Origin of the sequence: Arthrobacter sp. zg-Y895 (genome assembly GCF_020731025.1) — a bacterium.
Lineage (GTDB): Bacteria > Actinomycetota > Actinomycetes > Actinomycetales > Micrococcaceae > Arthrobacter_B.
Genome location: NZ_JAJFZY010000003.1, coordinates 694973 through 720584, shown reverse-complemented (window position 1 = coordinate 720584; position 25612 = coordinate 694973). Strand labels below are relative to the sequence as shown.

Sequence of the window (25612 nt, the reverse complement as noted above, 5' to 3'; positions counted from 1 at the left end):
CCTTTCGGCGGAATGGTTAGGGCAGTGGAGCCAGGGAACGGTCTGCTCAGCCGACCTTCGCCAGTGCGGAGGCCAGGGCCGTGGTGGAACGGGCCGGATGGAACGGGACCGTGACCGTTTCGCCGCCCCAGGAACGGATCAGCGCCGCCTCCGGGAGCTGGTCTTCGCGGTAGTCCCCGCCCTTGACCCAGATGTCCGGCCGCAGCCGCTCCAGCACGGCGGCCGGGGTGTCCTCCTCGAAGACCAGCACCCCGTCCACGCATTCCAGGGACTGCAGCAGTTCCGTCCGGTCTCCGGCACCGATAATCGGGCGCTGCTCACCTTTGAGCCGCCGGACGGAATCATCGGAGTTCAAACAGACAATCAGACAGTCGCCCAGCCCCCGGGCCGCCAGCAGGGTGCGGGCATGTCCGGCGTGGAGCAGGTCGAAGCAACCGCCGGTGGCCACCACGGTTCCGCCGCGCGCCCGGACCTGCGCCGCCGTCGCCATCGCGTCCGGTGTCCCGGTGCCGAAGAGGGGGTCCTCCGCTTCCAGTCCGGCCACGCCGCCGGCGGCCAGGAAGGAGGCCGCCGCCTGCACGGCGCCTTCGGCGGCGGCTTCCAGCCCGTCGCCGTCGAGCAGCCGCACGGTGAGGGAAGCGGCAAACCGGTCTCCGGCACCGCATGTGTCCTCCGCGGAAACCCTCGGCGCCGGAAGGATCTGTGCCAACCCTGCTGCGGGGAGGGCCAGCGCGCCCTGCGCCCCCAGGGTGAGCACCACGGATTGGCTCTGCCAGCGGGTCAGCAGCTTTTCCGCCGCCCGAAGTGCCGCCGGAACCCCGCCCGGTGCCTCCCCGGCAGCGGACAGGGCCTCGGCCAGGTTCGGCGTCACCGCCGCAACCCCGGGCACCGGTTCGGCCCCGGCCGGATGCGGGTCCCAGACCACTGGAATACGCCGGGCAAGGGTTCCCAGCAGGTCCCGGAGGGCCGGATTGGCTGTGAGCCCGCGGCCGTAGTCGGCAACCACCACCGCATCGGCCGCCGCGAGCACGGACAGCATCTGTGCGGTGACCGCAGGGACCGGGGCGGCGGAGCAGCCCTGGTCGAAGCGGACCACGGCGTGGGTACCGGCCCGGATCCGCGTCTTTACCGGGGTGGGAGCGTCGGACGGGCCGGAGGTCAGGGGGATGCCGGCCAGCGCGGTCCGCAGCAGCCCGGAGGCGTCGTCGTCGGAGAGTACCGTCACCAGATGGACCTGCCGGCCGTCCCGTTCCAGCAGGCGCGCCACCAGGCCCGCACCGCCGGCCCGGCGTCCGACGTCGTCCACGTCCACCACGGGCACGGGCGCGTCGGGGGAGAGGCGCCGGGCCGAGCCGGAAATGTCCGTGTCCAGCAGGACATCACCCACCACAACGATTGTCTTCACGCGGTTCCTCCTGCAGTGGTGAGCCGTTCGATCTCGGCGTCAAAGGACCGGCAGAGGGCATGCAGGGCAACCAGGTGGGCCTCCTGTGCATTTGCTGCCGGTGCATCAATGGCAATGAAGTCCTCGCAGGCCGCCGCGAGCGGATTCGGCGCCCGGCCGGTCAACGCCCAGGTCCGCAGCCCGGCAGCGTGTGCGGCCTGCACGGCGGCCAGCAGATTGGGGCTGGCGCCGCTGGTGGAGAAGAGGATGAGGACGTCTCCGGGCCTGCCGTGGCCCTGCACCTGCCGGGCGTAGAGCTGGTCGAAGCCGTAGTCGTTGGCGATGGCCGTCACGGCTGAGGTTTCGGCATGCAGGGCAATGGCGGAAAACGGGCGGCGCTCGCCGTCGAACCGTCCCACCAGTTCCGCGCTCAGATGCTGGGCTTCGGCCGCGGAGCCGCCGTTTCCGGCGGTCAGCAGCCGGTGCCCGGCCAACAGGCGGGCCGCCAGCTCAAGGCCCCACTCCGTCAGATGCCGGGCCTGCCGCTGGACGGAGAGCAGGGCGGGCTGCGCCTGGGCCAGATGGTCCAGCACTGCCTGCTCCGGCCCGGCGACGGGAGCGGTGACCGGTGATTCGATGCTCACAGCGCCTTCCCTCCCAGCGACTGCAGCCGGCCGGGCCTCGCCGCGGCGCCCAGGGCCAGCTGATAGGCCTTCTCCGTCTCCAGTGCCACCCGGTCCCAGGAGTAGCGGGCGGAGGCGCGCTGCTTGCCTGCTGCCCCGAGCCGCCGGGCGTAGCGGGGGTTCTGCAGCAGCTCCGAGAGCGCGGCGGCCAGGGCTGCCGGATCCCGGGGCGGCACGTGCAGGCCGGTTCTGCCGTGGACCACGGTGTCGATCAGCCCGCCCACTGCCGAGGCCACAACGGGGACTCCGCACGCCATTGCCTCCAGCGGCACGATCCCGAAGGGTTCATACCAGGGAGCGCACACCACGGCATCGGCGCTGCGCAGCACCGCGGGCATTTGTTCGCGGGGGACCTGGCCCCGGAGCAGCACCCGGTCCGCCACACCCAGGGACCGGGCGAGGGCCAGCAGCCGGCGGGCCTCCGGATCCGATTCCAGTCCGGCACTGTCACTGGAGCCGCCGACAATCAGCAGCTCCACATCTTCCAGGCCCTCGTCCCGCAGCAGTGCGAGGGCCCGGATGGCCAGGTCCACACCCTTGCGCGGCACCAGGCGCCCGACGGCGGCAATCCGGCGTCGCCGTCCGCGCGGTTCCGCCGGCCCGCTGGAAGAGAAGAGGGACAGATCCACGCCGCAGGGCGCAATGGAGATCCGGCTGCCTGGCACCCCGATGGCCTTGAGTTCGAAAACCTCGTCCGAACAGGTGGCCAGCACCCGGTCCGCCCGCCGGCCCACGGAGGGTTCCAGCCAGGCCCGTTCCGGCGGGGACGTGTCCTCGGCACCCTGATGCCGTTTCTTCACGGTGCCCAGTGCGTGGAAGGTGTGGACCACGGGCACGCCCTCGTCTCCGGCGCTGCGGGCCGCCTCCAGTGCGGCGAGCCCGGACATCCAGAAGTGCGAGTGCACGACGTCGGGCGGTTCGGTTCCCCAGTCGGCCAGCACGCCGTCGGCCAGCTGCCCCATGTAGGGCAGCAGGTCATCCTTGGGCAGCGGCAGGGCCGGCCCGGCGCTCACATGCACTACCTCCAGGCCGTCCTGCACCTGCACCCGGTCCGGGAGCCCGGGATCGTCCCGCCGCGTGTACACCTGCACGGTGTGGCCGCGGGCGGCCAGCGCCACGGACAGCGCGGCCACATGCACGTTCTGGCCGCCGGCATCCACCCCGCCCAGCGCGGCCAGCGGACTTGCATGCTCGGACACCATTGAGATTCTCACTGTTGTCCCCCTCCTGTTGATGCCGGTGCGGTTCCCGCCGCCGGAAGAAACGTTGCGGCGGAAACCGTCTCTGTTAGCAGGTCCGCGAAGAGCCGGTCCCAGTCGGACAGGAACCGGTCCAACCCGTACCGGGCCAAGGCAGCAGCCCGGGCGGCCCGGCCGCAGGCGCGTGCCTGCTCGGGCTCGGCCAGGAACATCCGCGCCGCCCGGACCAGCTCCTCGGGATCGTTGCTGGTGATCCCCGCCGCCGGCGGGACTGCCCGGACCGCTTCGGTGGTTGCAAGGGCCAGGACCGGCAGTCCCAGGTGCATGGCCTCAAGCAGGGACAGGCCCAGCGAGGTCCAGCGCATCGGGTGCAGGTAGGCCCGGCAGCCGGCCAGTTCCCGGTGCAGCCTGGCAACGGGCAGGTCGCCGCGGACCAGCAGGCGGTCTGCACCCAGCAGTCCGGGCAGCCGTTCCGTACCCATCCCGAAGACTTCCAGCGGTGCAGTCCGGGCAAACTGGGGCAGGAGATCGGTGCCGGCCACCCGGCTGCGGCGGACCGGCTCGTTCACCACCACCCCCAGATGCGGGCGCTCCCCGGTGTAGAGGTAGCCGGGGTCGGGGATGCCGTGCTCGATCACCCGTACCGGTGCCCTCCCGGTGTCCCAGAACAAGCGGTTGAACTGCGTGACATGCACAACCGGGATGTCCGTCCGGCCGGCCAGCGGATGCCGGGTCTCGGGCACATTGCCGCGCGGGGTGTTGTGTTCCAGATACACCGCCGGGATGTCCCGGCCGGGCCGCCGGCCGAGCAGGCGGGTGCAGGCGTCGATCTCTTCGGGACGCTGCAGCAGTACGACGTCGATCTGCTGGGTGCGTAGCTCTTCCGGCGCCACTTCCACCGCAGCTGCCGGCCAGGACCGGCCGCCGCGTCCCAGTCCCCAGGCATCCCGTGCGGGGGTGGCCGGCAGCAGGTACTCATGGGCGCCGCGGACAAATGCCTCCATCCAGCCGCCGTGCACGTGCCACAGCAGGAGCCTCATCGGTGCCTCATTTCACGGTGGGTCTGCAGCGACGGCACGCCGGTGACCAGGCGCTGCACCGCTTCCACCACCTGTTCGGGGGAAACGCCGGAGAGGCAGGGATGCCCGGGCACCGGGCAGATCCGGGCACGGGTTCCGTGGCAGGCAGCGTGCTGGTTCCCCAGCAGTTCCAGCGGAACACCGTAGGGCGCCCACCGGATGGCGGGCACCACGGGTGCGAAGAGGCTCACCACCGGAGTGCCTGCCGCGGCCGCCAGATGGGCCGGCCCGGTGTTTCCGGCCACCACCGCGTCCGCTCCGGCCAGGACGGCCGCCAGAGCGGCCAGATCCGTGCGTCCGCCCAGATCCAGGCCGGCCACCGCCGCCACGGTGGCGGTCAGCTCCTTCTCGCCGGGGCCGCCGGTGACCACCACGCGGAAGCCGGCGGCGGTGAGCAGTTCGACGGCGGCGGCATGGTGCAGGGCCGGCCAGGCCCGGGCCGGCACGGCGGCACCCGGATGCACCACGATGTAGGGTCCGGTGCCCACCAGATGGGAGACATCGGGCAATGGTCCCAGCCGCAGCCGGCCGTCGTCGCCGGCGGGAAGCGGAAAACCTGCGGCGGCAGCGATCCGCAGCGCACGCTCCGCCTCCGGCTGGTCTTCGGGGAAGTCCTCCCCGGGTTTGAGCCGGTGGGCCAGCAAGGCACCGGCGTAATCCGTGGACGCCCCCGTAATAGTGCGTACTCCGGCTTCGCGGAGTAGCAATGCCAGGGGCAGCGGGGACTGGTGGAAGGACGTGAGGATCACCGCTTCCTCGGCCCCGACGGACCGCAGCATGACCCGCAGTGCCTCCAGCAGGTCCCGGGAAGATTCCGGGGCAGGATTCAGGATCCAGGGGCAGGACCACTCCAGCACCTGCGCGACCCCGGGCAGCAGCCGTCCGGCAGGCGCACCCTGCGGACCGCACAGCAGCACCGTTTCCACATCCGGTGCCGCCGCCACCGCACGGATGGCCGGACCCGCGAGCAGGACGTCCCCGGCGCCGTCGAGCCGGGCCACCAATACCCGGCGGCTCATCGGCTGCCCCACAGCAACTCCACGGCCTCGGCCAGGTCGTCCGCCACGAGCGGAGCCGCGGCGGTTTCCTCGGCACGGGTAACGGCAGTGGGCACCAGCACGCCGCGTGCACCGGCGGCCGCGGCGGCCTCGACGTCGGCACCAATGTCACCGATGACGGCGACTTCTGCAGGATCGAGCCCCAGGCGGCGGCTCGCCCGCAGCACCATGCCGGGCATCGGCTTGCGGCAGGCGCAGCCGTAGCCCGGTGCATGCGGGCAGATTTCCCAGACATCGAACGGTCCCAGCAGGTCTTCGACGGCGTCGTTCACTCCCGCTACTTCTTCGGCGGACAGCATCCCGCGGCCGATGCCGGACTGGTTGGTGATTACCCCTACCGCCACGCCGGCTTGCCGCAGCCCGGCCAGCACCTCGACGGCGCCGGGCAGCGGCCGCACGAGTGCCGGATCCGCGTTGTAGGGCACGTCAAAAATCAGCGTGCCGTCCCGGTCAAACAGGACGGCACGCGGCGGCGACGGCAAAAATCCCATACCGCATCTGTTCCCCGCCGGAAGGGAAGCTAAACACCGCGGGGACTACTTCTTTGACAACCGGAACTGCCGCCCCACGCGTATCCCGCGGCACAATCTTCTGGCAGGATGTGGACGTTCTGGCAGGAGTTGACCGACCGGAAGGAAACTGCGCCCATGCCCGAGGTGGCCGGACGTCCCGAACTGCTGGTGCTGCGGGCCCTGAAACTGGGGGATCTGCTGGTCGCGGTTCCGGCGCTGAAGGCCCTGCGGCGGGAGTATCCGGAGCACCGCATCCGGTATGCGGCGCAGGAGTGGCTGCGCCCCATCCTGCCGCTCACCGGTGCCGTGGATGACCTGCTTCCCCTGCACGGCCTGGATGTGCCCATTCCGCTCGAACCCGGACAAGTAGACGTTGCCGTGAACCTGCACGGCAGCGGTCCGGAGAGCTGCAGCCGGATCGAGGCGCTGCAGCCAAGGCGCCGGATCGGGCACGCCGGACCCGGATGGGACGGTCCGCCGTGGAAGGACGGCGTCCACGAACGGGAGCGGTGGGCAGGATTGCTGTCCTGGCACGGCATCCCTGCGGATCCGCTGGATTACCGGTTGGATCCGCCGTCGGCGGCGGAAAATGCGCCGGAAGCGGTCGTGATCCATGTGGGCGCGGCCTACGGCAGCCGGCTCTGGCCCGCGGACCGGTTTGCCGACGTCGCCCGTGAACTCGACGCCGCCGGTTCCCCGATCCTCTTTACGGGCAGCCGGTCCGAGCGGCAGCGGGCGCTCGCCGTCGCCGACGCCGCCGGGCTGGGAGCGGAGTGCGTTGTGGCCGGGGAGCTCCGGCTGGACGAGTTCGCCGCCGTGATTTCCCGGTCCCGGCTGGTGATCTCGGCCGATACCGGTGCGGCGCACCTGGCGTCGGCCTATGCCCGGCCGTCAGTGGTCCTGTTCGGCCCGGCGCCGGTCAGTGAATGGGGTCCGCCGCCGGGCCCGCACATCGCCCTGACCGAAGGAAGCCGACGCCGCGGAGACACCTTCGCCACGGATCCGGACCCTGCACTGCTGGCGGTCACGGTGGAGGACGTCCTGGCCGCCGTGGAGAAGCTCGAGGCGCTCTAGCGGTCGCTCAGGCGCAGCCGGCCGCCGGATGCGTCCACGGTTAGTTCCGCCCGCCCGCCGATCGGCAGGGTCAGCTGCGGCTGGGTATGCCCGAAATCGACGTTGGCCAGGACCGGCAGGCCTGCCAGGGCGGGCTGGGCTGCGATCTCCTGCAGATGCGGCAGCGTGATGCCGCTGGACGCCTGGAACCTGCCGATGACCAGGCCCTGAATATCCTCCGCGTCCGGCTGCTGGAGCAGGGAGGTGAGGTCCCGGGCAAAGGTTCTGGGATCGGTGGCTGCATCGTCCTCCAGCATGAGCACGGCGCCGGCCAGCGGAGGCATCTGCGCGGTGCCCTGCAGGAGGTTCAGGGTGCACAGGTTCCCGCCGATAATGCGGCCGGAGGCGCTGCCCTGCTGCAGGGGCCACCATCCTTCCCCGGGCTGGGGACTGCGGTTGTCCTGGTCCAGGAACCAGGGGTCATCGGTCCACTCGGGGGAGGGGGCAAGCTCCATCCGGTAGCCGTTCACCAGGGCGTCCACGAACCACTGCTGCGTTAGGTCAAAGTGGTCCCGCATACCGAAGCTGGACCAATGCGGACCGGAATAGGTCACCAGGCCGGTGCGGGCGAAAATCGCGTTCTGCAGCGCCGTAATGTCGGAATATCCGCACAGGATCTTCGGATTGGCGGCAATCAGGTCCCAATCCAGATAGGGGAGCAGCTCGTTGCTGTTGAAGCCGCCGATGACGGTCAGGATCCCCTTGACCTCCGGATCCGCAAACGCGTCATGCAGGTCGGCAACGCGGGAGGCGACCGAGGTGGAGTCGAAAATGTCCCGCTCATCCACGTGGCGGCCGTAGGAAAGCCGCAGGCCCAAGTCAGCGAAACGGCGTTCGATGAGGGCGCTGTGATCGTGTTCGGCCACCATGGCGCGGCTCGCCGCCGGGGCAATGACGCGCAGCAGGTCGCCCCTGGCCAGTTTGGGCGGGACGGTGGCTGGCGGGACTCTATTTTCCGGGGCACTGGTTTCCGGGGCAGCGGCAGGATCCATGGTGGAACGGTAACAGGGCGCCGTACGGTATCCGGGTAGGGCAGCGCAGGCCGCGCGGCGGTTCAGGCGGTTGCGCTGTCCCTGGCTGCGGGGGTCGCTGCCTGGGTGAGTGGCTTGGGGGCAGCATCCAGCAGGTCATGCTGCAGCCGCACCAGGATCCTCGCCAGTCCGCGGGAGACCTGCATCTGGGTCAGGCCCAGCCGTTCTCCGATGGCCTGCTGGGATTCCTCGTGGAAATACCGCAGGAACAGCAGCTCCTTGTCCTGGTCGGTCAGATTCCGCACGGCGCGGCGCAGCATGGCAAGGTTCTCGGCCCGCTCCAGCCGGCCATCGGCTACGGCCCATTGCTCCGCACCGGCTGTGTCCGCCAGCGCTTCCAGGGATTCCGGGCGAAGGCTGCTCTGGCAGTTCAGTGCTTCAGAAACGGCTTTCGTGGGAACTCCCAATGCCTCGGACAGTTCACGCAGTGACGGCTCCCGCCCGAGCGTCTGCAGGAGTTCCGGTTGCAGCCTGGCGATGGCGGTCCGCAGGTCCTGGAGTTGCCGCGGCGGCCGGACTACCCAGGAGTGGTCCCGAAGATAGCGCTTGAGCTCTCCGTGAATGGTGGGAACCGCGAAGGCCGGAAAATGCGGGCCGACGGCAGGGTCAAAGCGGCGTACCGCCTTGATCAGGCCCATGTAGGCGACCTGGCGCAGGTCCGCCAGCTCACGCCCTCTCCCCGCGTAGGCGGCGGCAGCCGTTTCAGCGATTTCCCGGTACCGGAGGACAAGTTCGTTGTGCAGCGCCTGCTGCAGGTCACCGCGTGCCTGGCGGGCTTTTTCAAACGGAAGCAAGGAGGACGGAACACCGGAGAAAGCGCTCATGAGCAGCACGGGTTTTCAGCAGCAGGTTCGGCCCCCTGCTGGACCGCCTGATCAGGACACCAGAGCGCTCACGGGTTATCAATAGTCCGGACCACCTGTTTTGTTACTGCTTCTTGAGCTCTGGATGGAGCAGAAGGTATAAGCGCCGGGAACGGCCGGCATCCTCCGGCACGGCGGCACCGGCTCCGTTTGCCGCGCCGGCCCGGGCGGCGGAGCGGTGCAGAAACAACGCGGCGACGGCGGCCGCAGCCACCGGTGCGCTTCCCAGGGCAATCATGAGAGTGCAGTACATCCACAGGAACATCAGGGTGGGCGGGGTTCCCAGCGGTGCCTCCAGGAATCCGGCCCAAAGGGCCAGCCAGTATGCCGCGCAGGCAGCGAGGACAATCCAGGCGGTGCGGCGGCGAACAAGGGCGAGCAGCTTTTGCTCCATGGCGAAAATCCAGGCAGATAGGCGGAAGTGCCGCCTGCTTGACCCATCAACCCTAGGCCCGCAGGCGGCTCCACCGCCGGTTTTGCGGAGCTTGTTCCTACTTTGTGGACAGCGGGGTTGCCATTCCCGCTGATTCCTCCACAATGACGGATATTTCTCCGGCAGGTGCCTGCTCGTCGGCTGCCGCTTGCAGGGCGGCGACCTGATCCGCGGGGACCTGGACGGTCACCGCTCCGGTGCGTCCGCTGGTGCTGATCGAGTGGACTTCCAGGTTCGGAACGGGCTTGTCCGCGAGCCAGGTCTGCACTTGGCTGCGGGCCTGCTGCAGTTGGTCGGCGTTGAACGCCACGAGGACCGGCTCTGCACCGGCGTCGCGCACCTGGGCCTCGGCCTCCGGACCGGTCACCGCGATGTGGAGAACGCCGCGGTCAATCCAGCCGTCAGCGTATTCGGTTCCCAGCTCGTTCCTGAGGCGCGCGTGCAGCAGCAGCAGCTGGGCACCGGGTCCGTTCGTTGTCATGGTTGCATCCGATCCTGGTGGAGCTGACGTGGCAGTGCCGGACGGCGAATCCGGCGGGGTGCCCGGCCCGCCGTCTGCGGATAGCGGTGCGCAGCCGGTAACCGCGCCTGCGGCGATCACGGCTGCCAGGGCGGCCCCGGCCAGGGATCGGACTGTAAGCAGGTGGAGCGACGGCGGTGTCCGGTTTCGGATCATGATTCCTCCTGGTGCGTGACTGTAGCTTAAGTCAAAGCGGGTCCCGGCCGTTGGCAGGGACCCGCTTCAGTGTGTACCGCTGGTGTTGTTAGGCGCCCACAGAAACCCGGCGGCGCTTGTTGTACATCAGCGCTGCGGCACCGGCGGCGAGCAGGGATGCTCCGCCTCCGGCCAGCAGGCCGAGGTTGGCGGCGCCGGTGTCAGGCAGTCCGCCACCCGGGTTAGCGGCCGGAGCCGGGTTCACCACAACCGGGGCTGCGGTGACCGTGATGCTCGCGGAGGCGTTGGCCGACGGAGCGCTGTTGATGGTCTGTACGGCCGTGATTCCGTAGTCGCCCACGGTCAAATCGCCCATCGGAACAGACCAGTTGCCGTCTTCATCCACGACTACGGCTTCGAGGGCCTCGTCATCGACCGCAACGGTCACCTCGACGCCGGCGGTGCCGGTACCGGTGATTTCGTTGGGGAGTGAACCTTCAACGAACTCCTGGCCGTCAGTGGGGGAGGTGATCACCGGAGCGTCGGGTGCGACCGTAAGGTTCAGCGTCGCTGCCCCCGAGTCTTCCTTGCCGGCAATGCCGCCCTGGACTGCGGACAGCTTGTAGACGCCGTACGTCAGCGGTTCCTCGAGGGTTACCGACCATTTGCCTTCGTCGTCGACCTCGGTATCGAGAACTGCAGCGGCTGCTACTTCCTCTTCCTCGGCGTCGCCCGGCACGGTCAGGGATACGGTGGCGCCGGCTACGCCGGTGCCTTCAATGGTCTCAATGGAATGCAGCACTGTGGCAGGAGTCGTGAAGACCGGAGCCGGCAGGGGAGCTTCCTTGACCGTCAGTTCGAAGTTGCTGACGGTGGACTTGCTGAACCCGTTGATGGCCTGCGCGGTGATGGTGAGCTTTTCGTCGGCCGGTACCAGAGTCGGTGCCTTGAAGGACCAGGTGCCGTCCGCGGCGACCTCTACCGTCGAGTCCACACCGTCGACGTTCAGGTTTACGGTGCTGCCGGCAGGAGCCGTGCCGGTGATGGCCGCGTCGGTGTCAACGGTGCCGTTGTTCGCCGGGCTGGTCAGCGCGGGTGCGTCCAGGTGCACGGCGAGGGTGTAGCCGGGGAGCACGTCCATTGCACGGTCGAGGTCCGCACCCGTGACCTTGCCGGAGCCGGGTACGCCTGCGCTAATGAGGCCTACGGCCAGGTTGCCGGAGATCATGGATCCGCCGGAGTCACCCTGTGCAGCCTGAAGCTCGGCTTCAAACCCTTCAACCCAGGAGCCCTCAACGTTGACGAGATGATCACTCTGCAGGATGGTGCCGCAGGTCCAGAAGGTTGTCCGGCCGGACTTGCAGATCGGTGCGCCCACGACGGGAGCGGTGGATCCGGTGACCTTCACCGTGGTGGCGGAAAGATCATCAACGTTTTTCCACTGCAGGGTTTCCGGGAGCAGGGTCAGTTCGGGGTTGATCTCGTCGATGACGCCGATATCGGTACCGGGATCGGTCTCGGTGCCGCCGAATTCGTAGGTGGCGCTGAAGAGGCCCAAGGCGTAGGCATGGTGTTCGAGAACGGTCTCGGGGAATGCGCCGTCCGGGCAGTGCCCGGCGGTGATGGCCGCAGCCTCGCCGTCGGCATTGAACCCGGCGAAACCGATGGAGCAGGCAAAGGCACCTTCGGCGGTCTCGAAGAGGTAGCCCGAACCATTCGGAATGTCCTCAAACTTCAACGTGGTCCCGTGGTCGTAGGTGACCGTGACGTTTGAGTACAGCTCGTCGAACTGCTGCGGCGTCATTGGTGCAGCCGTGCCGCGGGCCGTGGGGGAACCCAGCGCTTCTGCGGGCTCGCCCACCTTGAGTTCAAACCCCTGGTCGATGTTGCCGCTGACGGACTGCAGCTTGTCCGCACTGCCCGTTGCTGCGGCGTACTCGGACAGGAGGCTCCGGAGATCCGATGCCCGCTTTGCTTCCACGTCAGCCGGAGCTTTTTCCTCGGCTGCTTCGGACGGCTGGAGCGCCGGGGACGCCTCGGGTGCCTGATCTTCGCTGGGAGCCTCTGCGGCCGGGGCCTCGGGCTCAACGACTGTGGCGTCGAGTTCGGTAGCGAGTGCCTGGAGTTCTTCGCCGCTGCCGGTGATAACCAGGCTGCCGTCGAGGACCTCAATGCCGACAAAGCCCGCAGTGGCCTTGAGCCGCTCGAGGTTGTCCGAAGCCTTCTTGCCAAGGTCGCCTGCAGCTACGAATTCGTCGACGGTCATGCCGAGATCGCGCTGGAGGGCCTCCTCGAGGCCGGGGGCCAGTTCTCCGGCATCCGAGGCCGGGGTTTCGGTGCCCTGCAGAAGCGCAGCGGCAGGTGTTTCGGTGGGCTGCGGGGCGTCCCCGGTATCAGCCATGGCCGGGCCGGCGATGAATGCGCCGCTCACCGCCAAAAGGGCAGCGGCGCTAAGGGCGCCTACCCGTGCATAGAGCGGGCGTGAACTTTCCTGCATGAAATTTTTCCCCCATAAAGCATTGGCCCCCGGCGTTTCCGTGCAGGCGCACGTGCGGCACCTGGAGACTGCGGAGGTAATGAGACTGACACTACTGAATTTGTACCGATCCCGGCCGATTCCCTGAAAGGCCGTTATCCTGCCAATGAATTCAACCGGCCGGAATTAAAGCACCGGGTAACCGAGATCACAGACACGCGAAAGAATAGCGGTCACCGCCCGGTATGGCAAGGCTTGTGCATGGGCGCTTTGCATGCCGGGTCTAACGTCACCGGGGTTCGCGTAAAAGGGCATAAACGAGGCGGGCCCCGGCTATTCGCCGGGGCCCGCCTCGTTTATCGATTAGGAATTCCTAGGATTCGGAAGCCGCGTTGCGGCGGCGGTTGAACAGCAGGGCTGCACCACCGGCGGTGAGCAGGGCTGCTCCGCCTCCGGCCAGCAGGCCCAGGTTTGCTGCACCGGTGTCGGGCAGTCCGCCCGCTCCCGGGTTTCCGGCCGGAACGGGATTGACGGTGACGGGCGGGTCAACAACTGCAGCCGTAACGACGAAGCTGGTGTCGGAGAAATCGGAAACAGCATCTCCGACGGCCTGGATGGCAACAATGTTGTGGGCGCCCTCAGCCAAAGGAGTCAACGGGACGGACCAGTTGCCGCTGGCATCGGCGACGGTTGCCTGGATCGCGAGTTCATCCACATCCGCCTCACCGTCGAGATCGAAGTCGACGACGAGCTCGACGTCCGCACCGGGCACCGCGGTACCGGTGATTGCTGCCGGCAGCTTGTTGACGGGAATTTCGGCACCGTTGCCCGGGGTGGTGACCACCGGAGCGGCGGGGACCACATCGATGAAGTCGTTGATTGTCTCGGAGCTTTCCTTGCCCTCCTGCGACTGCACGAGGGTCAGGTCATACTCTCCGTAGCCCAGCGGCGTCTCGAGGGTCAGCTCCCAGATGCCGTTTTCGCCGACTGTGACGACGCCGGTAATCGGTGCTGCTACGTCCCCGTTGATCGTGATCGTGACGGTGGCCCCCGGGACGCCGTTACCGGTGAGAACCTTCAGGGAGTCCACGACGCGGGTCGGGGTGGTGACAGCCGGAGCCGGCAGCGGAGCATCTTCAAGGGCCACTGTGACAGTGGTGGCAGCTGACCTGGTGTCGCCGTTGATGGCAACTATCGAAAGGGTCAGCGGCTCCCCGTCCACCGCGACGACGGTGGGCGCGAGGACACTCCACGTGCCATCTGCCGCTACCGGGATGGTCTGCACCACTCCATTGGCGGTCAACTCCACGGAGGTTGCCCCCGGAGCCGTTCCCGTGATGCGCTGGCTCGTCTTGACGACATCACCGTTTTTGAGGTTAACGGTGGGCGCTGCCAAGGCCGCGGGTGCGGTCTCGGTGGGCGTCGCGGTGGCGGTGCCCGTGGGCGTCGGGGTTGCCGTACCGGTGGGATCCGGAGCCGCCGTGGTGGTGACCGAAGGAGTCGGCGTCGGAGTCGGCGTGGTGGTCTCACTGGGATCCGGAGACGGCGTGGTGGTCTCGCTGGGCTCCGGAGACGGCATCTCTCCGGCCATCGCGGGGCTGGCAATGAATGCACCGCTGACCGTCAAAAGCGCGACGGCGCTAACGGCGCCGAGCCGTGCCGAAATATTGCGTGAATTTTCCTGCATGAAATTTTCCCCCATAAAACCGTCGACCCCCGACGTTTCCATGCTGGTAAGGCGGCAAATGGAGAATGCGGAGGGAACGAGACTGAAACTGCTGAACAAGTATTTGAAGTGCGCACAGTATTGTGCGCCATCAATAAGTGGTACCTGCAACGGATAGAGACCCATACCGCAGGTAAGGGCGAGAATAGCGTGCCCCTCCCTAGATAGCAAGGATGCGGATTATCTGGGCCAAGAGCATATTGAAAGCGCTCCCCAGGCCGGGTAGGGTCGCCGTCGTAATCCCGGACCCCGTGTCCCGGGCTGTACTAAACCGCAGGGAGATTCATGGCACGGGCGCGGACAAAAGGCAGCCAAACGGCACTGCGGCCGGGAGCTGCCGGGATTCTCGTGGCGCTGGCATCGTCGGCGGTGTTTGGATTGTCCGGATCCTTTGCGAAGGCGCTGCTGGAAACCGGTTGGAGCCCCACCGGCGCCGTTGCTGTCCGGATGCTCGGAGCGGCACTAGTCCTCGCGGTTCCTACTGCGTTCGTCCTGCGCGGACGCTGGAGCCAGGTTCGGAGCAACTGGCGCACCATCGTGCTGTTCGGGTTCATCGGGGTGGCCGGGTGCCAGTTCTTCTATTTCAATGCGGTGGAGCGCCTGTCCGTGGGAGTGGCCCTGTTGCTGGAGTTCCTGGCACCGGTGCTGATGGTGCTTTGGATTTGGGCTGCCACGCGACGCCGCCCCGGCATCCGCACGGTCCTCGGCACGGTGGCCGCCGTGGCGGGGCTGGTGCTGGTACTGGATTTGGGCGGCAGCACGCGCATTGACCCGGTGGGAGTGCTGTGGGGACTCGCCGCCGCGGTCTGCCTGGCGAGCTATTTCTTCATCACCGCCAAGCAGAACGATTCCCTCCCGCCGCTGGTGCTGGCCACGGGCGGCATGTTTGTGGGCGGTGCCACCATGGCCGCGTTGGGCCTCACGGGCATCCTTTCCCTAAATTTCAGCACCACGGATGTGGACCTGGCAGGGTGGCGGACCGCATGGTGGGTCCCGCTGATCGGCCTGGTGCTGTTTTCCACGGTGCTGGCCTACGTCACCGGGATCATTGCGGCCCGCTCTCTCGGCTCCCGGGTGGCTTCGTTCGTGTCCCTGACCGAGGTGCTGTTCGCCGTCCTGTGGGCGTGGCTGCTGCTTTCGGAGCTGCCACGCCCCGTCCAGCTGGCAGGCGGGTGCCTGATTGTTGCCGGCGTTGTGCTGGTTCGTTCCGACGAGCCGGCCGGGCTGCCCGGGGAGGCAGCGGCCGACGTCGAGCCCTACGCCTAGCGCTGCATTCCCCGGTTCCTACGGGGCCCTACGGGGCCCTACGGGGCCTGGAACGGCGGCAACGAAATTTTCCGCTCGCAGAGCTCGCGGAAAATATTAAAGCCGCCTTCCTCCAGGCCCCTCCAGGCCCCTCCAGGCCCGCGAAAGTCCCCGGGATGGCCCCGTAAGCTCCGAAGCCCCTATGCTCCGGGCGCTTCGGCCGCCAGGGGTGCGGAAACCTTGATTTCCCGCTTCAGGATTTTGCCCGTGGGTCCCTTGGGCAGCGCGTCGGTCAGCTCGATCCGGCGCGGATACTTGTACGCGGCCAACCGGTCCTTGGTGAACTGCTGGATGTCTGCGATCAGCTCGTCCCGTGCTGCGTCGTCAGCGGGCACTGCTTCTTCACGAAGTCCCACCACCGCGACGATTTCCTCGCCGTGCAGAGAATCGGGGATGCCGATGACCGCGGCTTCGGCCACGGCCGGGTGTTCGTAGAGGACCTCTTCGACCTCACGGGGATAGACGTTGTAGCCGCCGCGCAGAATGATGTCCTTCTTCCGGTCCACGATGTAGATGTTGCCGTCCTCGTCGAAACGGGCCAGGTCCCCGGTCCGGAACCAGCCGTCCGGGATCGCAGCGGCCGTGGCGTCGTCGTTCTTCCAGTAGCCCTTCATCACGCCGTCGCCGCGGACGGACAGCTCCCCGACCTCGCCGACCGGAACGTCGTTGCCGTCCGGGTCCAGCATCCGGACCTCCGTCCCCGCCACTGTTTTACCGATGGAGCCGGGCCGGCGGTCGCCGCCGGGAACGTTGAAGGAGACGATCGGCGAGGTCTCCGAGAGGCCGTAACCCTCCAGCAGCTCAATGCCGAAAACTTCCTCGAACTCGTGCAGGATTTCCAGCGGCATGGCGGAACCGCCGGTGATGGCGCCGCGCAGGGATGACAGATTGGTGGTCTTGACCGCCGGGTGACGCAGCATGCCCACGTACATGGTGGGCACGCCTTCGAAGATGGTCACGCCGTCGCGCTCGATGATCTCCAGGGCCTTGCCCGCATCGAAACGAGGCAGCAGGCTGATGGACGCACCGGACAGGACGGACGAGTTCAGGGCCGCGGTCTGGCCGAACACGTGGAAGAAGGGCAGGCCGCCGAAGTGGACATCCGTCTCCACCGTGTTCAGCAGGGACTGGGCCACATAGGCGTTGGTGAGGAGGTTCCGGTGCGTGAGGGCGGCACCCTTGGGCCGGCCCGTGGTTCCGGAGGTGTAGAGGATCACCGCGGTGTCCTGGTCAGCCACTTCAGCCACTTCGGTGCGGCTGTCCGCACCGGCCAGCAACTGCAGGAATGCGGCCGAATCCACGGAGACCACCTCCACTCCGCCGGCCTCTTCCGCCCCGGCGGAGACTTCCGCGGCCACGCCCTCCCACGCGAAGGCAATCCGGGCACCCGAGTCCTGCAGGTGGTAGGCCACCTCGCGGGCCTTCAGCAGCGGGTTCATGGGAACGACGACGGCGCCGTGGCGCAGGGCGCCGAAGTACAGGAACGCCATCTGCGGGATGTTCGGCATCACCAGCGCAACGCGGTCTCCGGGCTCCACCCCCCGGCTGGCGAGGAGGCCGGCAACCTTGGCGCTCATGGCGTCGAGGGCCGCGTAGGAGACTACGGTTTCATCTAGCTTCAGGGCTGTCCGCTCCGGAAAGCGCGCCACCGTGTCAGTCAGGATGCCGGCGAGGTTGTGCATGGGGGTGATCTCCTTTGATCTGCGACGTAGAGGGAAGTCTAGCCACCGCCGTCGAACGCGGGAAACTTTCTTAACACGGCGGCTCACAAACGGAGCGCGGAAAACGTCTACCGTATGTGGAAGTGAAACCCTTTGAGCAGATTGTCCGCGAGCACGGCCCGGCCGTGCTGCGCGTCTGCCGTGCCGTCCTGGGTCCGGACGAGGCCGAAGACGCGTGGTCCGAAACGTTCCTCGCCGCCCTGGGCGCCTACCCGGACCTGCCCGACGGCGCGAACGTCCAGGCCTGGTTGGTGACCATAGCCAAGCGGAAGGCCGTGGATCAGCACCGTTCCACCGCCCGCAACCCGGTTCCGGTGGACGACGTGCCCGAACCGGTGAGGGCACCGCAGGCCGACACGGACGGATTGTGGTGGGCCCTGAAAACCCTGCCGGTGCGCCAGCGCGAGGCGCTGGCCTACCACCACCTCGCCGGGCTCCCGTATGCCGACGTGGCCCGGCTGCTCGGCGGCAGCGAAGCAGCCTGCCGGCGCTCCGCAGCAGACGGCATCAAGAAACTACGAACCCTGTATGAGGAGGACCGCCATGGCATCCTTTGAGACCTCCGGCGCCGGCCCCTCCAGCGCCGGCCTCCTGGACCCCGATCCCCGCGAGGACGCGGTCCTTGCCGCCCTGCATTCCCGCCTGGCCGCAGGAGCCGAGTTCGCCGGACTGCTGGACGTTGCCTACACCGTCATCGACAGTCCCGTGGGCCGGCTCATCCTTGCCGCCACCGACGCCGGCCTGGTCCGGGTCGCGTTCGAATGCGAAGGGGTGGACACCGTTCTGCAGGACCTCAGCACCCGGATCAGCCCGCGGATCCTCGAGGCTCCGGAGCGCCTGGCCCGTCCCGCCGCCCAACTCCGCGAGTACTTCGGCGGGACCCGGCGCAGCTTCGACCTGGACTTGGACCTGCGGCTTACCGCCGGATACCGGCGGACGGTGGTCCAGACGCTGCAGCAGATCGGTTACGGGCACACCTCCACGTATGCGGGCATAGCCGCACTGACCGGAAACCCCGGAGCCGTCCGGGCGGTGGGCACCGCCTGCGGCCGCAATCCGCTGCCCCTGGTCATCCCCTGCCACCGGGTCCTGCGCTCTGACGGGACCACCGGCGGCTACCGCGGCGGTCCCGACGCCAAGAAGATCCTCCTCGACCTGGAAGCCGCCGCATGAGCAACTCCCTCTTTCCCCGCGAACGCTCCGAACCCGCCGTCGGCGCCGTCCATGTGCCGGGCTGGCTGCCGCCGGAGAAACAGCAGCGCATTGTCCAGGCCTGCCGTCAGTGGGCCATCGGGCCGGTACCCATGCGCGCCGCCGTCCTCCCCGGCGGGCACACCATGTCCGTGCAGACCGTATGCCTGGGCTGGCACTGGCAGCCCTACAAGTACACGCGGACGGCCGACGACGTCGGGGGCGGCCGCGTCGCCGACCTGCCGGACTGGCTGGTCGAGTTGGGCCGCGATGCCCTCCGCGAGGCCTATCGGCAACCCGACGGCGGTTACGCCCGCGACGATTTCCGGCCGGAGAACTACACCCCCGATACGGCGCTGATCAACTACTACGCCGAGGGCGCCCACATGGGCATGCACCAGGACAAGGACGAGAAATCCAGCGCCCCGGTGGTATCCATCAGCATCGGGGACACCTGCGTTTTCCGGTTCGGCAACACTGAAACGCGGACCCGGCCCTACACCGACTTGGAGCTGGAATCAGGAGACCTGTTTGTCTTCGGCGGTCCCTCCCGGTTCGCCTACCACGGCGTTCCGCGGACCCTGGCAGGCACGGCGGACCCCGCATCCGGCCTGCCCGCGGGGCGGATCAATATCACGCTGCGCATGACCGGACTGTCATGACCGAGGCTGCGGCTTTGGCAGGCAGGCAGCGGCGTCCGCTCCGGCACCGCGGCCCCTTCGCCTGGGAACCGCTCGCCAGTGCGCTGCAGGCGCACGCCGTGCCCGGCCTGGAGCGGGTCACCCGGACGGAGGACGGCGCTACGGTCGAGCGGTTGCTGGCGGGAGCTTCGGCACCCCTCGCCGTGGCAGTGTCCCTGGGGGACGCCGGAGTAGTCCTCGACCTGCCCGCGCTGCCCGCAGCGGAGGAAGCCGCCCTGATAACAACGGTCCGGACCTGGCTGGACCTGGACGCCGATCCGGGCGTAGTGGACCCGTTCCTCTCCCGATTCGAGCTGCTGGAACCCCTGGTGAACCGGCACCCCGGCCTGCGGGTGCCCGGCTCCGCGGACGGCTTTGAAACCGGCGTCCAGACTGTCCTCGGGCAGCAGGTATCCCTCGCGGCCGCCCGGACCTTCGGTGCCCGGCTGGTTGCGGCGTTCGGGGATCCCGGGCCGAACGGGTTGTTTGCTTTCCCGACGGCGGAGCGGCTGGCAGCGGTGCCGGCCGCCGAGATCCAATCCGCGGTCCGGATCACCCATGCCCGTGCCCGGACTTTGTCTGCGCTGGCCGAAGCCGTGGCCGGTGGCCTGCCGCTGCGCCCGGGGGCGGAGCCGGCGGCTGTGCGCACCGGCCTGCTGGCCCTGCCCGGGATCGGACCGTGGACAGCGGACTACCTGGCTGTGCGGGTGCTGGGGGACCGTGATGCCTACCCGGCCGATGACTTGGTGTTGAAACGCGCCCTCGGGGTGGGAAGCGGGCGGGAGGCAGCCTTGCTGTCGCAGCCCTGGCGTCCGTGGCGCTCCTACGCCCTGTTCCACCTCTGGACCCGGGCAGCCTACGCGGTGCCGGCCCCCGCTGCGCGGTAGCTTTCCGCGGCGGGCGGCCCGTCAGGTCCCGAGCAGCGAAAAGACGAGGGAGAACGCCGCCGGCCCGCCCTGCACCAGGGACAGCCTGCCCATTCTCCTGTCGCTGAGCACCAGGACCACCGCAGCGAGCAGCATGCAGGCAGTGGTGAAGGTCATCAGCGTCAGACCGGCCACGGCATTACCGGCGACAAGCAGGACCACGCCCAGTCCTGCGCCCACCGCCAGGAACAGGTTGTAGAACCCCAGGTTGTAGGCCAGTTGTGCGGTGGCGGCGGCATTGGTTCCCCGCAGCTGAAAGATCTCCGCGGTTTCCGGCTCGGCCCAGCGCAGGGATTCGAGCATAAATAAGTAGAACGCCACGGCGGCGGCTACTACGGCAAAAATCGCGGCGGCAATCAGCACGGGCACTCCTTGCGCATGCGGGGGGTCATGGGGCATGTGGGGGTCATGGGGCATGTGGTCTCCGGCGCGGTCGCGCCGCAGCAGTATTGTCCGCAGCAGTATTGTCCCCAGCAGTGTTCTCCGCAGTGCCGTCAATGCTGACAGCAGCCCCGGCGCTCCTCAAGGGGGAAGGGGATTTCGGTTGGCAGGCGGGACCGATTGCCCGTTAGCCTTGAAAGGGCAGCTTTTTCGTACCTGCCTCCCCGGCGTTGGACGCCGTAGCCGCTTCTTTGGAAGGACACACTTTGCGCCCAATCCGCCCCGCCCGTTCCCTGGCCACGGTGGTGCTGGCAACGCTTGCCCTGACCGCGTGTGGATCCGATTACCCCCTCGGCGACGCCCAGCGCGAGGCTGCCGAGAACAGCACCTCCAACCTCAGCGGAGTGCTGTCCGGGGCCGGATCGAGTGCCCAGGGCCCTGCAATGGACTCCTGGATCGCCGGTTTCGGGACGCTGCATCCCAAAGTCCAGCTCCAGTATTCGCCGGACGGCTCCGGTGCAGGGCGCAGCGCACTGCTGGCCGGTGCGGTGAACTTCGCCGGGTCCGACGCCTATCTGCAGGAAGAAGAGATCGAGGACGCCAAGGCGGTCTGCGGGCCGGAGGGCGCCCTGGACATTCCCGCCTACATTTCCCCGATTGCCGTGGCCTTCAACCTCCCCGGCATCGAGTCGCTGAACCTGGACGCCGTCACCATTGCCCGGATGTTCCGCGGCGAGATTGAAGCCTGGAATGATCCGGCCATCGCTGCACTCAACCCGGGCGTCCAGCTGCCTGAAACCCGGATCACCCCCGTCAGCCGAGCGGATGACTCGGGTACCACGGAGAACTTCACCGAGTACCTGCACGAAGTGGCGCCCGATGCCTGGCCGGATGCACCGTCCGGAACCTGGCCGGGAGGGCTGCAGGGCGAAAATGCACAGGGAAGCTCCGGCGTCGTCAGTACGGTGACACGCACCGAGGGAGCCGTCACCTACGCCGACGACTCGGTGATCGACGATTCCATGGGCACCGCCAACCTGCTAGTCGGGACCGAATTCGTGCCGATCAGCGCCGAAGCGGCGAGCACCGCCGTCGAACAGTCCAAGCGCGTCCCCGGCCGCGGGGAACATGACATTGCGCTCCAGCTGGACCGGCGGACCACGGCGCCCGGGGCTTACCCGCTGGTGCTGGTTTCCTACCAGATCTACTGCAGTTCCTATGACGATGCCGACCTCGTCGAGCGGGTGCGGACCTTCGGCCAGTATGTGGTGAGCGAGGAGGGACAGCAGACATCCGCGGAGGCAGCGAAGAGCGCCCCCATCCCCGATTCCCTGGCCGAAGAGGCCCGCGAGGCGCTGGAATCGATCACCGTCCGCGACTAGTTCCACGGGCCCGGCGTGCTACCTGCCGGTAGCACCCGGGCTTCCCCCGCTGCTCTTTCGTTGCCCCCTTGCGCCCCCTCATTGCCGGTGTCACCGTGGATTTACGCAACGCTGAAGGGGGCTGCTGTGGAACCTATCCGAATCGAACGCTGGTGGCCTTACCTGGACGGTTCGGCCAAGGACTGGCTGAGGCACAATCTCCGCCAGGACGGCCTGCCGCCCAAGGTCCAGGACCGGATTGCCGAGGCCGGCGGCCCTGTCATGGACCCCATCCTCGCCGAGCCGGACTGGGCCTTCATCGAACTGGACGCCCAGGCCGTCGAGTAAGGGTGCGGCACCAACGCTTCTATGGGAGGGCCTGAGCCAATCTGCTAGATTGGCCGCACCCCGGCCTAAGGCGGCGTTATGACCAAGCTCAGTGACGAGTCCCTGCCCCATCTCCCGCAGTCCATTGCCCGGCCCGGCTATGACCGCTCCCGGCTCAGCACCGGCATCGTGCATTTCGGTGTCGGAGGATTCCACCGGGCACACCAGGCGATGTACCTGGACCGCCTGATGAACCAGGGCAAAGCCCTGGACTGGGCCATCTGCGGAGTGGGTGTGCTGCCCTCCGACGCCGCCATGAAAACCGTGATGGACAGCCAGGACTGCCTGTACACCCTGGTCCTGAAGCACCCCGACGGGGCCCTGGAAGCCCGCGTGATCGGCTCGATTGCCGAGTACCTTTTCGCACCCGAAAATCCCGAAGCGGTCATTGAGAAAATGGCATCCCCGGCCACGCGCATCGTTTCCCTCACCATTACCGAGGGCGGCTACAACATCAGCGACACCACGGGACAATTCGATCCCCGGAATGCCGGCGTAGCGGCGGACCTGCAGGCCGGTGCGGTGCCCTCGAGCGTCTTCGGCCTGGTTGTCGAGGCACTGCGCCGCCGGCGTGACCGAGGGGTGGCACCGTTCGCGGTGATGTCCTGCGACAACGTCCCGGGCAACGGCGAAGTGGCCCGAAAGGCCTTCGGAGAGTTCGCCCGGCTGCGGGACCCGGAGCTGGGCAAATGGGTGCAGGCGGCTGTTTCCTTCCCCTCCTCGATGGTGGACCGGATCACTCCGGCAACCACCGATGCCGACCGCACGCTGCTGTCGGCAGAGTTCGGAGTCGAGGACGCATGGCCCGTGGTGGCCGAAGACTTCGAGCAGTGGGCCCTGGAGGACGCGTTCCCGCAGGGCAGGCCCCCGTGGGAAGACGCCGGTGTGAGCATGGCGACGGATGTGGAGCCGTTCGAGCGGATGAAGCTCCGCCTGCTGAACTGCGGTCACCAGGGCCTGGCCTATTTGGGCTACCTCTCCGGCTACCGATATGTGCATGAAGCAGCTCGTGACCCGCAGCTGGCACAGTTCCTGCTGGACTACATGGATAAAGAAGCCACCCCCACCCTGCTTCCGGTTCCGGGGGTGGACCTGACGGCCTACAAGAAACGGCTGCTGCAGCGTTTCGGCAATGAACACGTCCGGGACACCCTCGCCCGCCTGTGCGCCGAAAGCTCGGACCGCATTCCGAAATGGCTGGTTCCGGTGGTCCGCGAGAACGTGGCTGCCGGCGGCGAAGTCTCCCGTTCCGCTGCGATCATTGCCGCCTGGGCACGTTACGCCGAGGGTGTGGATGAGGCAGGCGAGCCCATACGCGTTGTGGACAACCGGCGGGACGAGGTAATGGCCGTAGCCGCCCGGAACCGGGAGGATCCGCTGGCCTTTATTTCACAGCAGCAGTTCTTCGCCGACCTGGCCTCCAATGCCCGGTTCACGGAAGCGTACCTATCCGCTCTGGGCACCCTGCACGCCAGCGGAGCCGCCGCTGCCGTCGCCGCGCTGGTGGACAAGGCCTGACGGGACAGCGTCCCGGAGGCACGCCCTAGTCGACGAAGTGGGTTTTCACAGCCTGCGAGGTCACGGACTGCACCACGCGCTCGGCTACGTCCCGAAGTTTCAGGTTCCGGTTGCTGGAGGCATCGCGCAGGATCTCGAAGGCCGCTTCCTGGCTGCATTTGTTCTGCGCCATGACAATACCGACGGCAACGTCGATGGTGGTCCTGGCTCCCATGGCCGCGCGGAGGTGATCGGCGGTGCTCCTGTGCCGGGCGATCTGGACGGCCAGTTGCAGGGTAACTGCCGCCTCGGCGGCGAACGTTTCGGCTGACCGGATGATGTCCGGCGTGAAGTGACCCGCGTCCCGGGCGTACAGGTTGAGCCCGGCACCGCCGTCGCTGCCGAGGATAAGCGGGACGCCGAGGATGGAGTGGAAACCACGGTCCCGGATGGCGTCCGCATACTCCGGCCACCGCGGGTCGGTACGCACGTCTTCCACCACAACGGTCCGCCCTGTCCGCGAGGCCCGCATGCACGGTCCGTCTCCGAAGCCGTACTGGACCTCGTCCAGAGCCCGTGCCGCCTCGCTGCTGCTGGCGACGGTGGTGCCCTGCTTGTTCCGAAGCAGGGTCACCCCGGCCAGGACTTCGGCATCATTGCTGAAAAGCTCAGCGGCACGCGTGGCGAAGCCCTCAAGGAAGAACTCCACCGACTCGGTCTGCAGGATAAGCTGCTGCAATTCAGCTGCAACGGACTGCTGGTCCGCGGTTAGGCTCATACGCTGATTCTATCGCCGCCCTGCCCCGCCCCCGTCCGCGCATCCGCTGCCCGCCCACGCCTAGGTGGCCTCCGCCAGTTCGTTTTCCTTTTCCCTGCTCCACGTCCTGGCATAGACCCCGATCAGTGCCTCCTGGCGAAGCGTGAATCCCAGCCGGTTTAACAGGCCGTGCGCCTGGTACACGGTGAGGTGCTGGGCGCTGCGGCTGGCTCCGGCCTTGTCTGCCCGGTAGAGGTAGGTGTCAATGGTCCGCAGCCAGCGCCGGCGCCAGTTGGTGACGGCGGGTTCGGAGGCGGTGGCCATCATCAGCCGGTGCACGGGCATCAACTGGGCCTGGGCCTGCGCGCCTGTGGCCTTCTGCACTCCGGCAGCCCGCGGATCGGAAGCGGTGCAGCTATGGAGATGGCTGTCCCAGTAGTACTCCCAGGAAACCCGACGGCGGTCCGGCCACGTGGAGGCACGCGGTCCCTTCATCATGGCGTAGGCCGAATCGAAGAGAAGCAGGGATGCCAGCGCCGATCGGTTCTGTGCCTTCGCAAACCGGGCGGTCGCCCAGAGGCAGAGATCGGAGGAAAGCTCGAAGACTTCCTCCGCCAGGGCCAGCCCGTCAACGCCGCCGTAGCGGGCCAGGTCCGCTTCGACCGACGGCAGCAGCGCGTCCGTGCCGATTGTCCGGTCCAGCACCGGTTCGTTAAATTCATGCTCCACCGAGAGGCTGCGCACCGGATCCCCGGACTGCTCCTGCAGTGCCCCCAGCAGGGACTGCAGCCGGTCCAGGGTTTCCACGGGGGCAAGTACCCGAAGCCGGACCTGCGCATTGGACGGCTGCATGCGTCGGGTATAGAACCACCGCTTGGTTCCGCAAAGCCTGGCCTGCGCAACGAGGGGGGTCACAAGTTCACCGATGATCCGATCTGCCAGTTCGAAGCCACCGGCATCAACAGTCAGGTTCCACCATGTGGGGTGAGGAGAGGGGTGGGAGGGAGTGCGGAGTGCGGCTGGCTGGGTCATGGCCATCCTTTCGGTGCTTGTTGTGCTGAGCCACCCCACCCGGAACGCCTATTTCAGCGCGTCCCGGGATGGAAGTCTTTCCCAATCCAGCGGCCGTGTCCACCACCTGAGGTTCCTCGCTGCGAAGACGGACGGAACCCATCCCGAAGCGCTCGATTAGGA

26 protein-coding genes are annotated in these 25612 nt (G+C 67.8%); 10 read left to right on the top strand and 16 right to left on the bottom strand.

Features of this window, described 5'->3' with window-relative positions; all coding sequences use genetic code 11:
- Positions 1 to 46: 46 nt before the first annotated feature.
- Genes LJ760_RS05150 through LJ760_RS05125 form a run of 6 tightly spaced genes read right to left on the bottom strand, consistent with a single transcriptional unit; the run spans position 47 to position 5894 of the window.
- On the bottom strand, positions 47 to 1405 hold the full coding sequence (locus LJ760_RS05150; protein WP_227920207.1) for a PfkB family carbohydrate kinase: 1359 nt from the start codon (positions 1403 to 1405) through the stop codon (positions 47 to 49).
- Entirely contained in the window at positions 1402 to 2028 is a 627-nt protein-coding gene (locus LJ760_RS05145; protein ID WP_374200017.1) for a D-sedoheptulose-7-phosphate isomerase, read from the bottom strand. The genes LJ760_RS05150 and LJ760_RS05145 overlap by 4 nt, the downstream gene beginning before the upstream one ends.
- Complete coding sequence (locus tag LJ760_RS05140) at positions 2025 to 3281, bottom strand: glycosyltransferase (RefSeq protein ID WP_227920204.1); 1257 nt, start codon at positions 3279 to 3281, stop codon at positions 2025 to 2027. Before LJ760_RS05140 ends, LJ760_RS05145 begins: the two co-directional genes overlap by 4 nt.
- Positions 3278 to 4306 carry a glycosyltransferase gene (locus LJ760_RS05135; RefSeq protein WP_227920192.1) on the bottom strand — a complete coding sequence of 343 codons (1029 nt, stop codon included), beginning with the start codon at positions 4304 to 4306 and terminating at the stop codon, positions 3278 to 3280. The genes LJ760_RS05140 and LJ760_RS05135 overlap by 4 nt, the downstream gene beginning before the upstream one ends.
- Positions 4303 to 5364 carry a glycosyltransferase family 9 protein gene (locus LJ760_RS05130; protein ID WP_227920935.1) on the bottom strand — a complete coding sequence of 354 codons (1062 nt, stop codon included), beginning with the start codon at positions 5362 to 5364 and terminating at the stop codon, positions 4303 to 4305. Before LJ760_RS05130 ends, LJ760_RS05135 begins: the two co-directional genes overlap by 4 nt.
- Positions 5361 to 5894, bottom strand: coding sequence for a D-glycero-alpha-D-manno-heptose-1,7-bisphosphate 7-phosphatase (locus tag LJ760_RS05125; protein ID WP_227920189.1), 534 nt, complete (start codon positions 5892 to 5894; stop codon positions 5361 to 5363). Before LJ760_RS05125 ends, LJ760_RS05130 begins: the two co-directional genes overlap by 4 nt.
- Positions 5895 to 6050: 156 nt before the next feature.
- Here LJ760_RS05125 and LJ760_RS05120 point away from each other — a divergent pair, with 156 nt between their 5' ends.
- Positions 6051 to 6989, top strand: coding sequence for a glycosyltransferase family 9 protein (locus LJ760_RS05120; protein WP_227920187.1), 939 nt, complete (start codon positions 6051 to 6053; stop codon positions 6987 to 6989).
- On the opposite strand, the gene LJ760_RS05115 is transcribed toward LJ760_RS05120, so the two are convergent.
- The 6 genes from LJ760_RS05115 to LJ760_RS05090 all read right to left on the bottom strand — a co-directional run bounded on the left by LJ760_RS05115 (position 6986) and on the right by LJ760_RS05090 (position 14173).
- A complete protein-coding gene (locus LJ760_RS05115; RefSeq protein ID WP_227920185.1) occupies positions 6986 to 8020 on the bottom strand; it encodes a S66 family peptidase in 1035 nt (344 codons plus the stop codon). The genes LJ760_RS05120 and LJ760_RS05115 overlap by 4 nt on opposite strands.
- A gap of 62 nt (positions 8021 to 8082) precedes the next feature.
- Positions 8083 to 8883, bottom strand: coding sequence for a sigma-70 family RNA polymerase sigma factor (locus tag LJ760_RS05110; protein WP_227920183.1), 801 nt, complete (start codon positions 8881 to 8883; stop codon positions 8083 to 8085).
- 103 nt (positions 8884 to 8986) lie between these two features.
- Complete coding sequence (locus LJ760_RS05105) at positions 8987 to 9316, bottom strand: hypothetical protein (RefSeq protein WP_227920180.1); 330 nt, start codon at positions 9314 to 9316, stop codon at positions 8987 to 8989.
- A gap of 97 nt (positions 9317 to 9413) precedes the next feature.
- A complete protein-coding gene (locus LJ760_RS05100; RefSeq protein WP_227920178.1) occupies positions 9414 to 9836 on the bottom strand; it encodes a hypothetical protein in 423 nt (140 codons plus the stop codon).
- A 283-nt stretch (positions 9837 to 10119) separates the two neighbouring features.
- On the bottom strand, positions 10120 to 12507 hold the full coding sequence (locus LJ760_RS05095) for an LPXTG cell wall anchor domain-containing protein (RefSeq protein WP_227920176.1): 2388 nt from the start codon (positions 12505 to 12507) through the stop codon (positions 10120 to 10122).
- A gap of 352 nt (positions 12508 to 12859) precedes the next feature.
- Positions 12860 to 14173 carry an LPXTG cell wall anchor domain-containing protein gene (locus LJ760_RS05090; RefSeq protein ID WP_227920173.1) on the bottom strand — a complete coding sequence of 438 codons (1314 nt, stop codon included), beginning with the start codon at positions 14171 to 14173 and terminating at the stop codon, positions 12860 to 12862.
- A gap of 324 nt (positions 14174 to 14497) precedes the next feature.
- Between LJ760_RS05090 and LJ760_RS05085 the strand changes: the two genes are divergently transcribed.
- Positions 14498 to 15478: an EamA family transporter gene (locus tag LJ760_RS05085; RefSeq protein ID WP_227920171.1), complete on the top strand. Its 981-nt coding sequence runs from the start codon at positions 14498 to 14500 to the stop codon at positions 15476 to 15478.
- Between the two features lie 179 nt (positions 15479 to 15657).
- Here the strand turns inward: LJ760_RS05085 and LJ760_RS05080 are convergent, their stop codons facing one another.
- Positions 15658 to 17199, bottom strand: a complete 1542-nt coding sequence (locus LJ760_RS05080; protein WP_227920168.1) for a long-chain-fatty-acid--CoA ligase — start codon at positions 17197 to 17199, stop codon at positions 15658 to 15660.
- A 122-nt stretch (positions 17200 to 17321) separates the two neighbouring features.
- Here LJ760_RS05080 and LJ760_RS05075 point away from each other — a divergent pair, with 122 nt between their 5' ends.
- From LJ760_RS05075 to LJ760_RS05060, 4 genes are read left to right on the top strand one after another with little or no spacing between them, the layout of a single operon-like run.
- Complete coding sequence (locus LJ760_RS05075) at positions 17322 to 17795, top strand: RNA polymerase sigma factor (protein ID WP_227920166.1); 474 nt, start codon at positions 17322 to 17324, stop codon at positions 17793 to 17795.
- The gene (locus tag LJ760_RS05070) at positions 17782 to 18411 is read left to right on the top strand and encodes a methylated-DNA--[protein]-cysteine S-methyltransferase (RefSeq protein WP_227920163.1); all 630 of its coding nucleotides are present in this window, start codon (positions 17782 to 17784) and stop codon (positions 18409 to 18411) included. Before LJ760_RS05075 ends, LJ760_RS05070 begins: the two co-directional genes overlap by 14 nt.
- On the top strand, positions 18408 to 19091 hold the full coding sequence (locus LJ760_RS05065; RefSeq protein ID WP_227920159.1) for an alpha-ketoglutarate-dependent dioxygenase AlkB family protein: 684 nt from the start codon (positions 18408 to 18410) through the stop codon (positions 19089 to 19091). Before LJ760_RS05070 ends, LJ760_RS05065 begins: the two co-directional genes overlap by 4 nt.
- A 14-nt stretch (positions 19092 to 19105) precedes the next feature.
- On the top strand, positions 19106 to 19996 hold the full coding sequence (locus tag LJ760_RS05060) for a DNA-3-methyladenine glycosylase 2 (protein ID WP_227920156.1): 891 nt from the start codon (positions 19106 to 19108) through the stop codon (positions 19994 to 19996).
- Positions 19997 to 20017: 21 nt separating this feature from the next.
- Here the strand turns inward: LJ760_RS05060 and LJ760_RS05055 are convergent, their stop codons facing one another.
- Positions 20018 to 20398: a DUF1304 domain-containing protein gene (locus LJ760_RS05055; protein WP_227920154.1), complete on the bottom strand. Its 381-nt coding sequence runs from the start codon at positions 20396 to 20398 to the stop codon at positions 20018 to 20020.
- A 284-nt stretch (positions 20399 to 20682) separates the two neighbouring features.
- On the opposite strand from LJ760_RS05055, the gene pstS reads away from it, so the two are divergent.
- From pstS to LJ760_RS05040, 3 genes are all read left to right on the top strand, one after another.
- Positions 20683 to 21798, top strand: a complete 1116-nt coding sequence (gene pstS / locus LJ760_RS05050) for a phosphate ABC transporter substrate-binding protein PstS (RefSeq protein WP_227920153.1) — start codon at positions 20683 to 20685, stop codon at positions 21796 to 21798.
- Between the two features lie 126 nt (positions 21799 to 21924).
- Positions 21925 to 22125: a hypothetical protein gene (locus LJ760_RS05045; RefSeq protein ID WP_227920152.1), complete on the top strand. Its 201-nt coding sequence runs from the start codon at positions 21925 to 21927 to the stop codon at positions 22123 to 22125.
- A 78-nt stretch (positions 22126 to 22203) separates the two neighbouring features.
- Positions 22204 to 23682 (top strand): mannitol dehydrogenase family protein, encoded by a 1479-nt coding sequence (locus LJ760_RS05040; protein WP_227920151.1) that lies wholly within the window; start codon positions 22204 to 22206, stop codon positions 23680 to 23682.
- Between the two features lie 25 nt (positions 23683 to 23707).
- On the opposite strand, the gene LJ760_RS05035 is transcribed toward LJ760_RS05040, so the two are convergent.
- Positions 23708 to 24439 (bottom strand): GAF and ANTAR domain-containing protein, encoded by a 732-nt coding sequence (locus tag LJ760_RS05035; protein WP_227920149.1) that lies wholly within the window; start codon positions 24437 to 24439, stop codon positions 23708 to 23710.
- Positions 24440 to 24499: 60 nt separating this feature from the next.
- Entirely contained in the window at positions 24500 to 25450 is a 951-nt protein-coding gene (locus LJ760_RS05030) for a lantibiotic dehydratase C-terminal domain-containing protein (protein ID WP_227920146.1), read from the bottom strand.
- Between LJ760_RS05030 and LJ760_RS05025 the strand changes: the two genes are divergently transcribed.
- Entirely contained in the window at positions 25449 to 25610 is a 162-nt protein-coding gene (locus tag LJ760_RS05025; RefSeq protein ID WP_227920135.1) for a hypothetical protein, read from the top strand. The genes LJ760_RS05030 and LJ760_RS05025 overlap by 2 nt on opposite strands.
- The last annotated feature ends 2 nt before the right edge of the window (positions 25611 to 25612 follow it).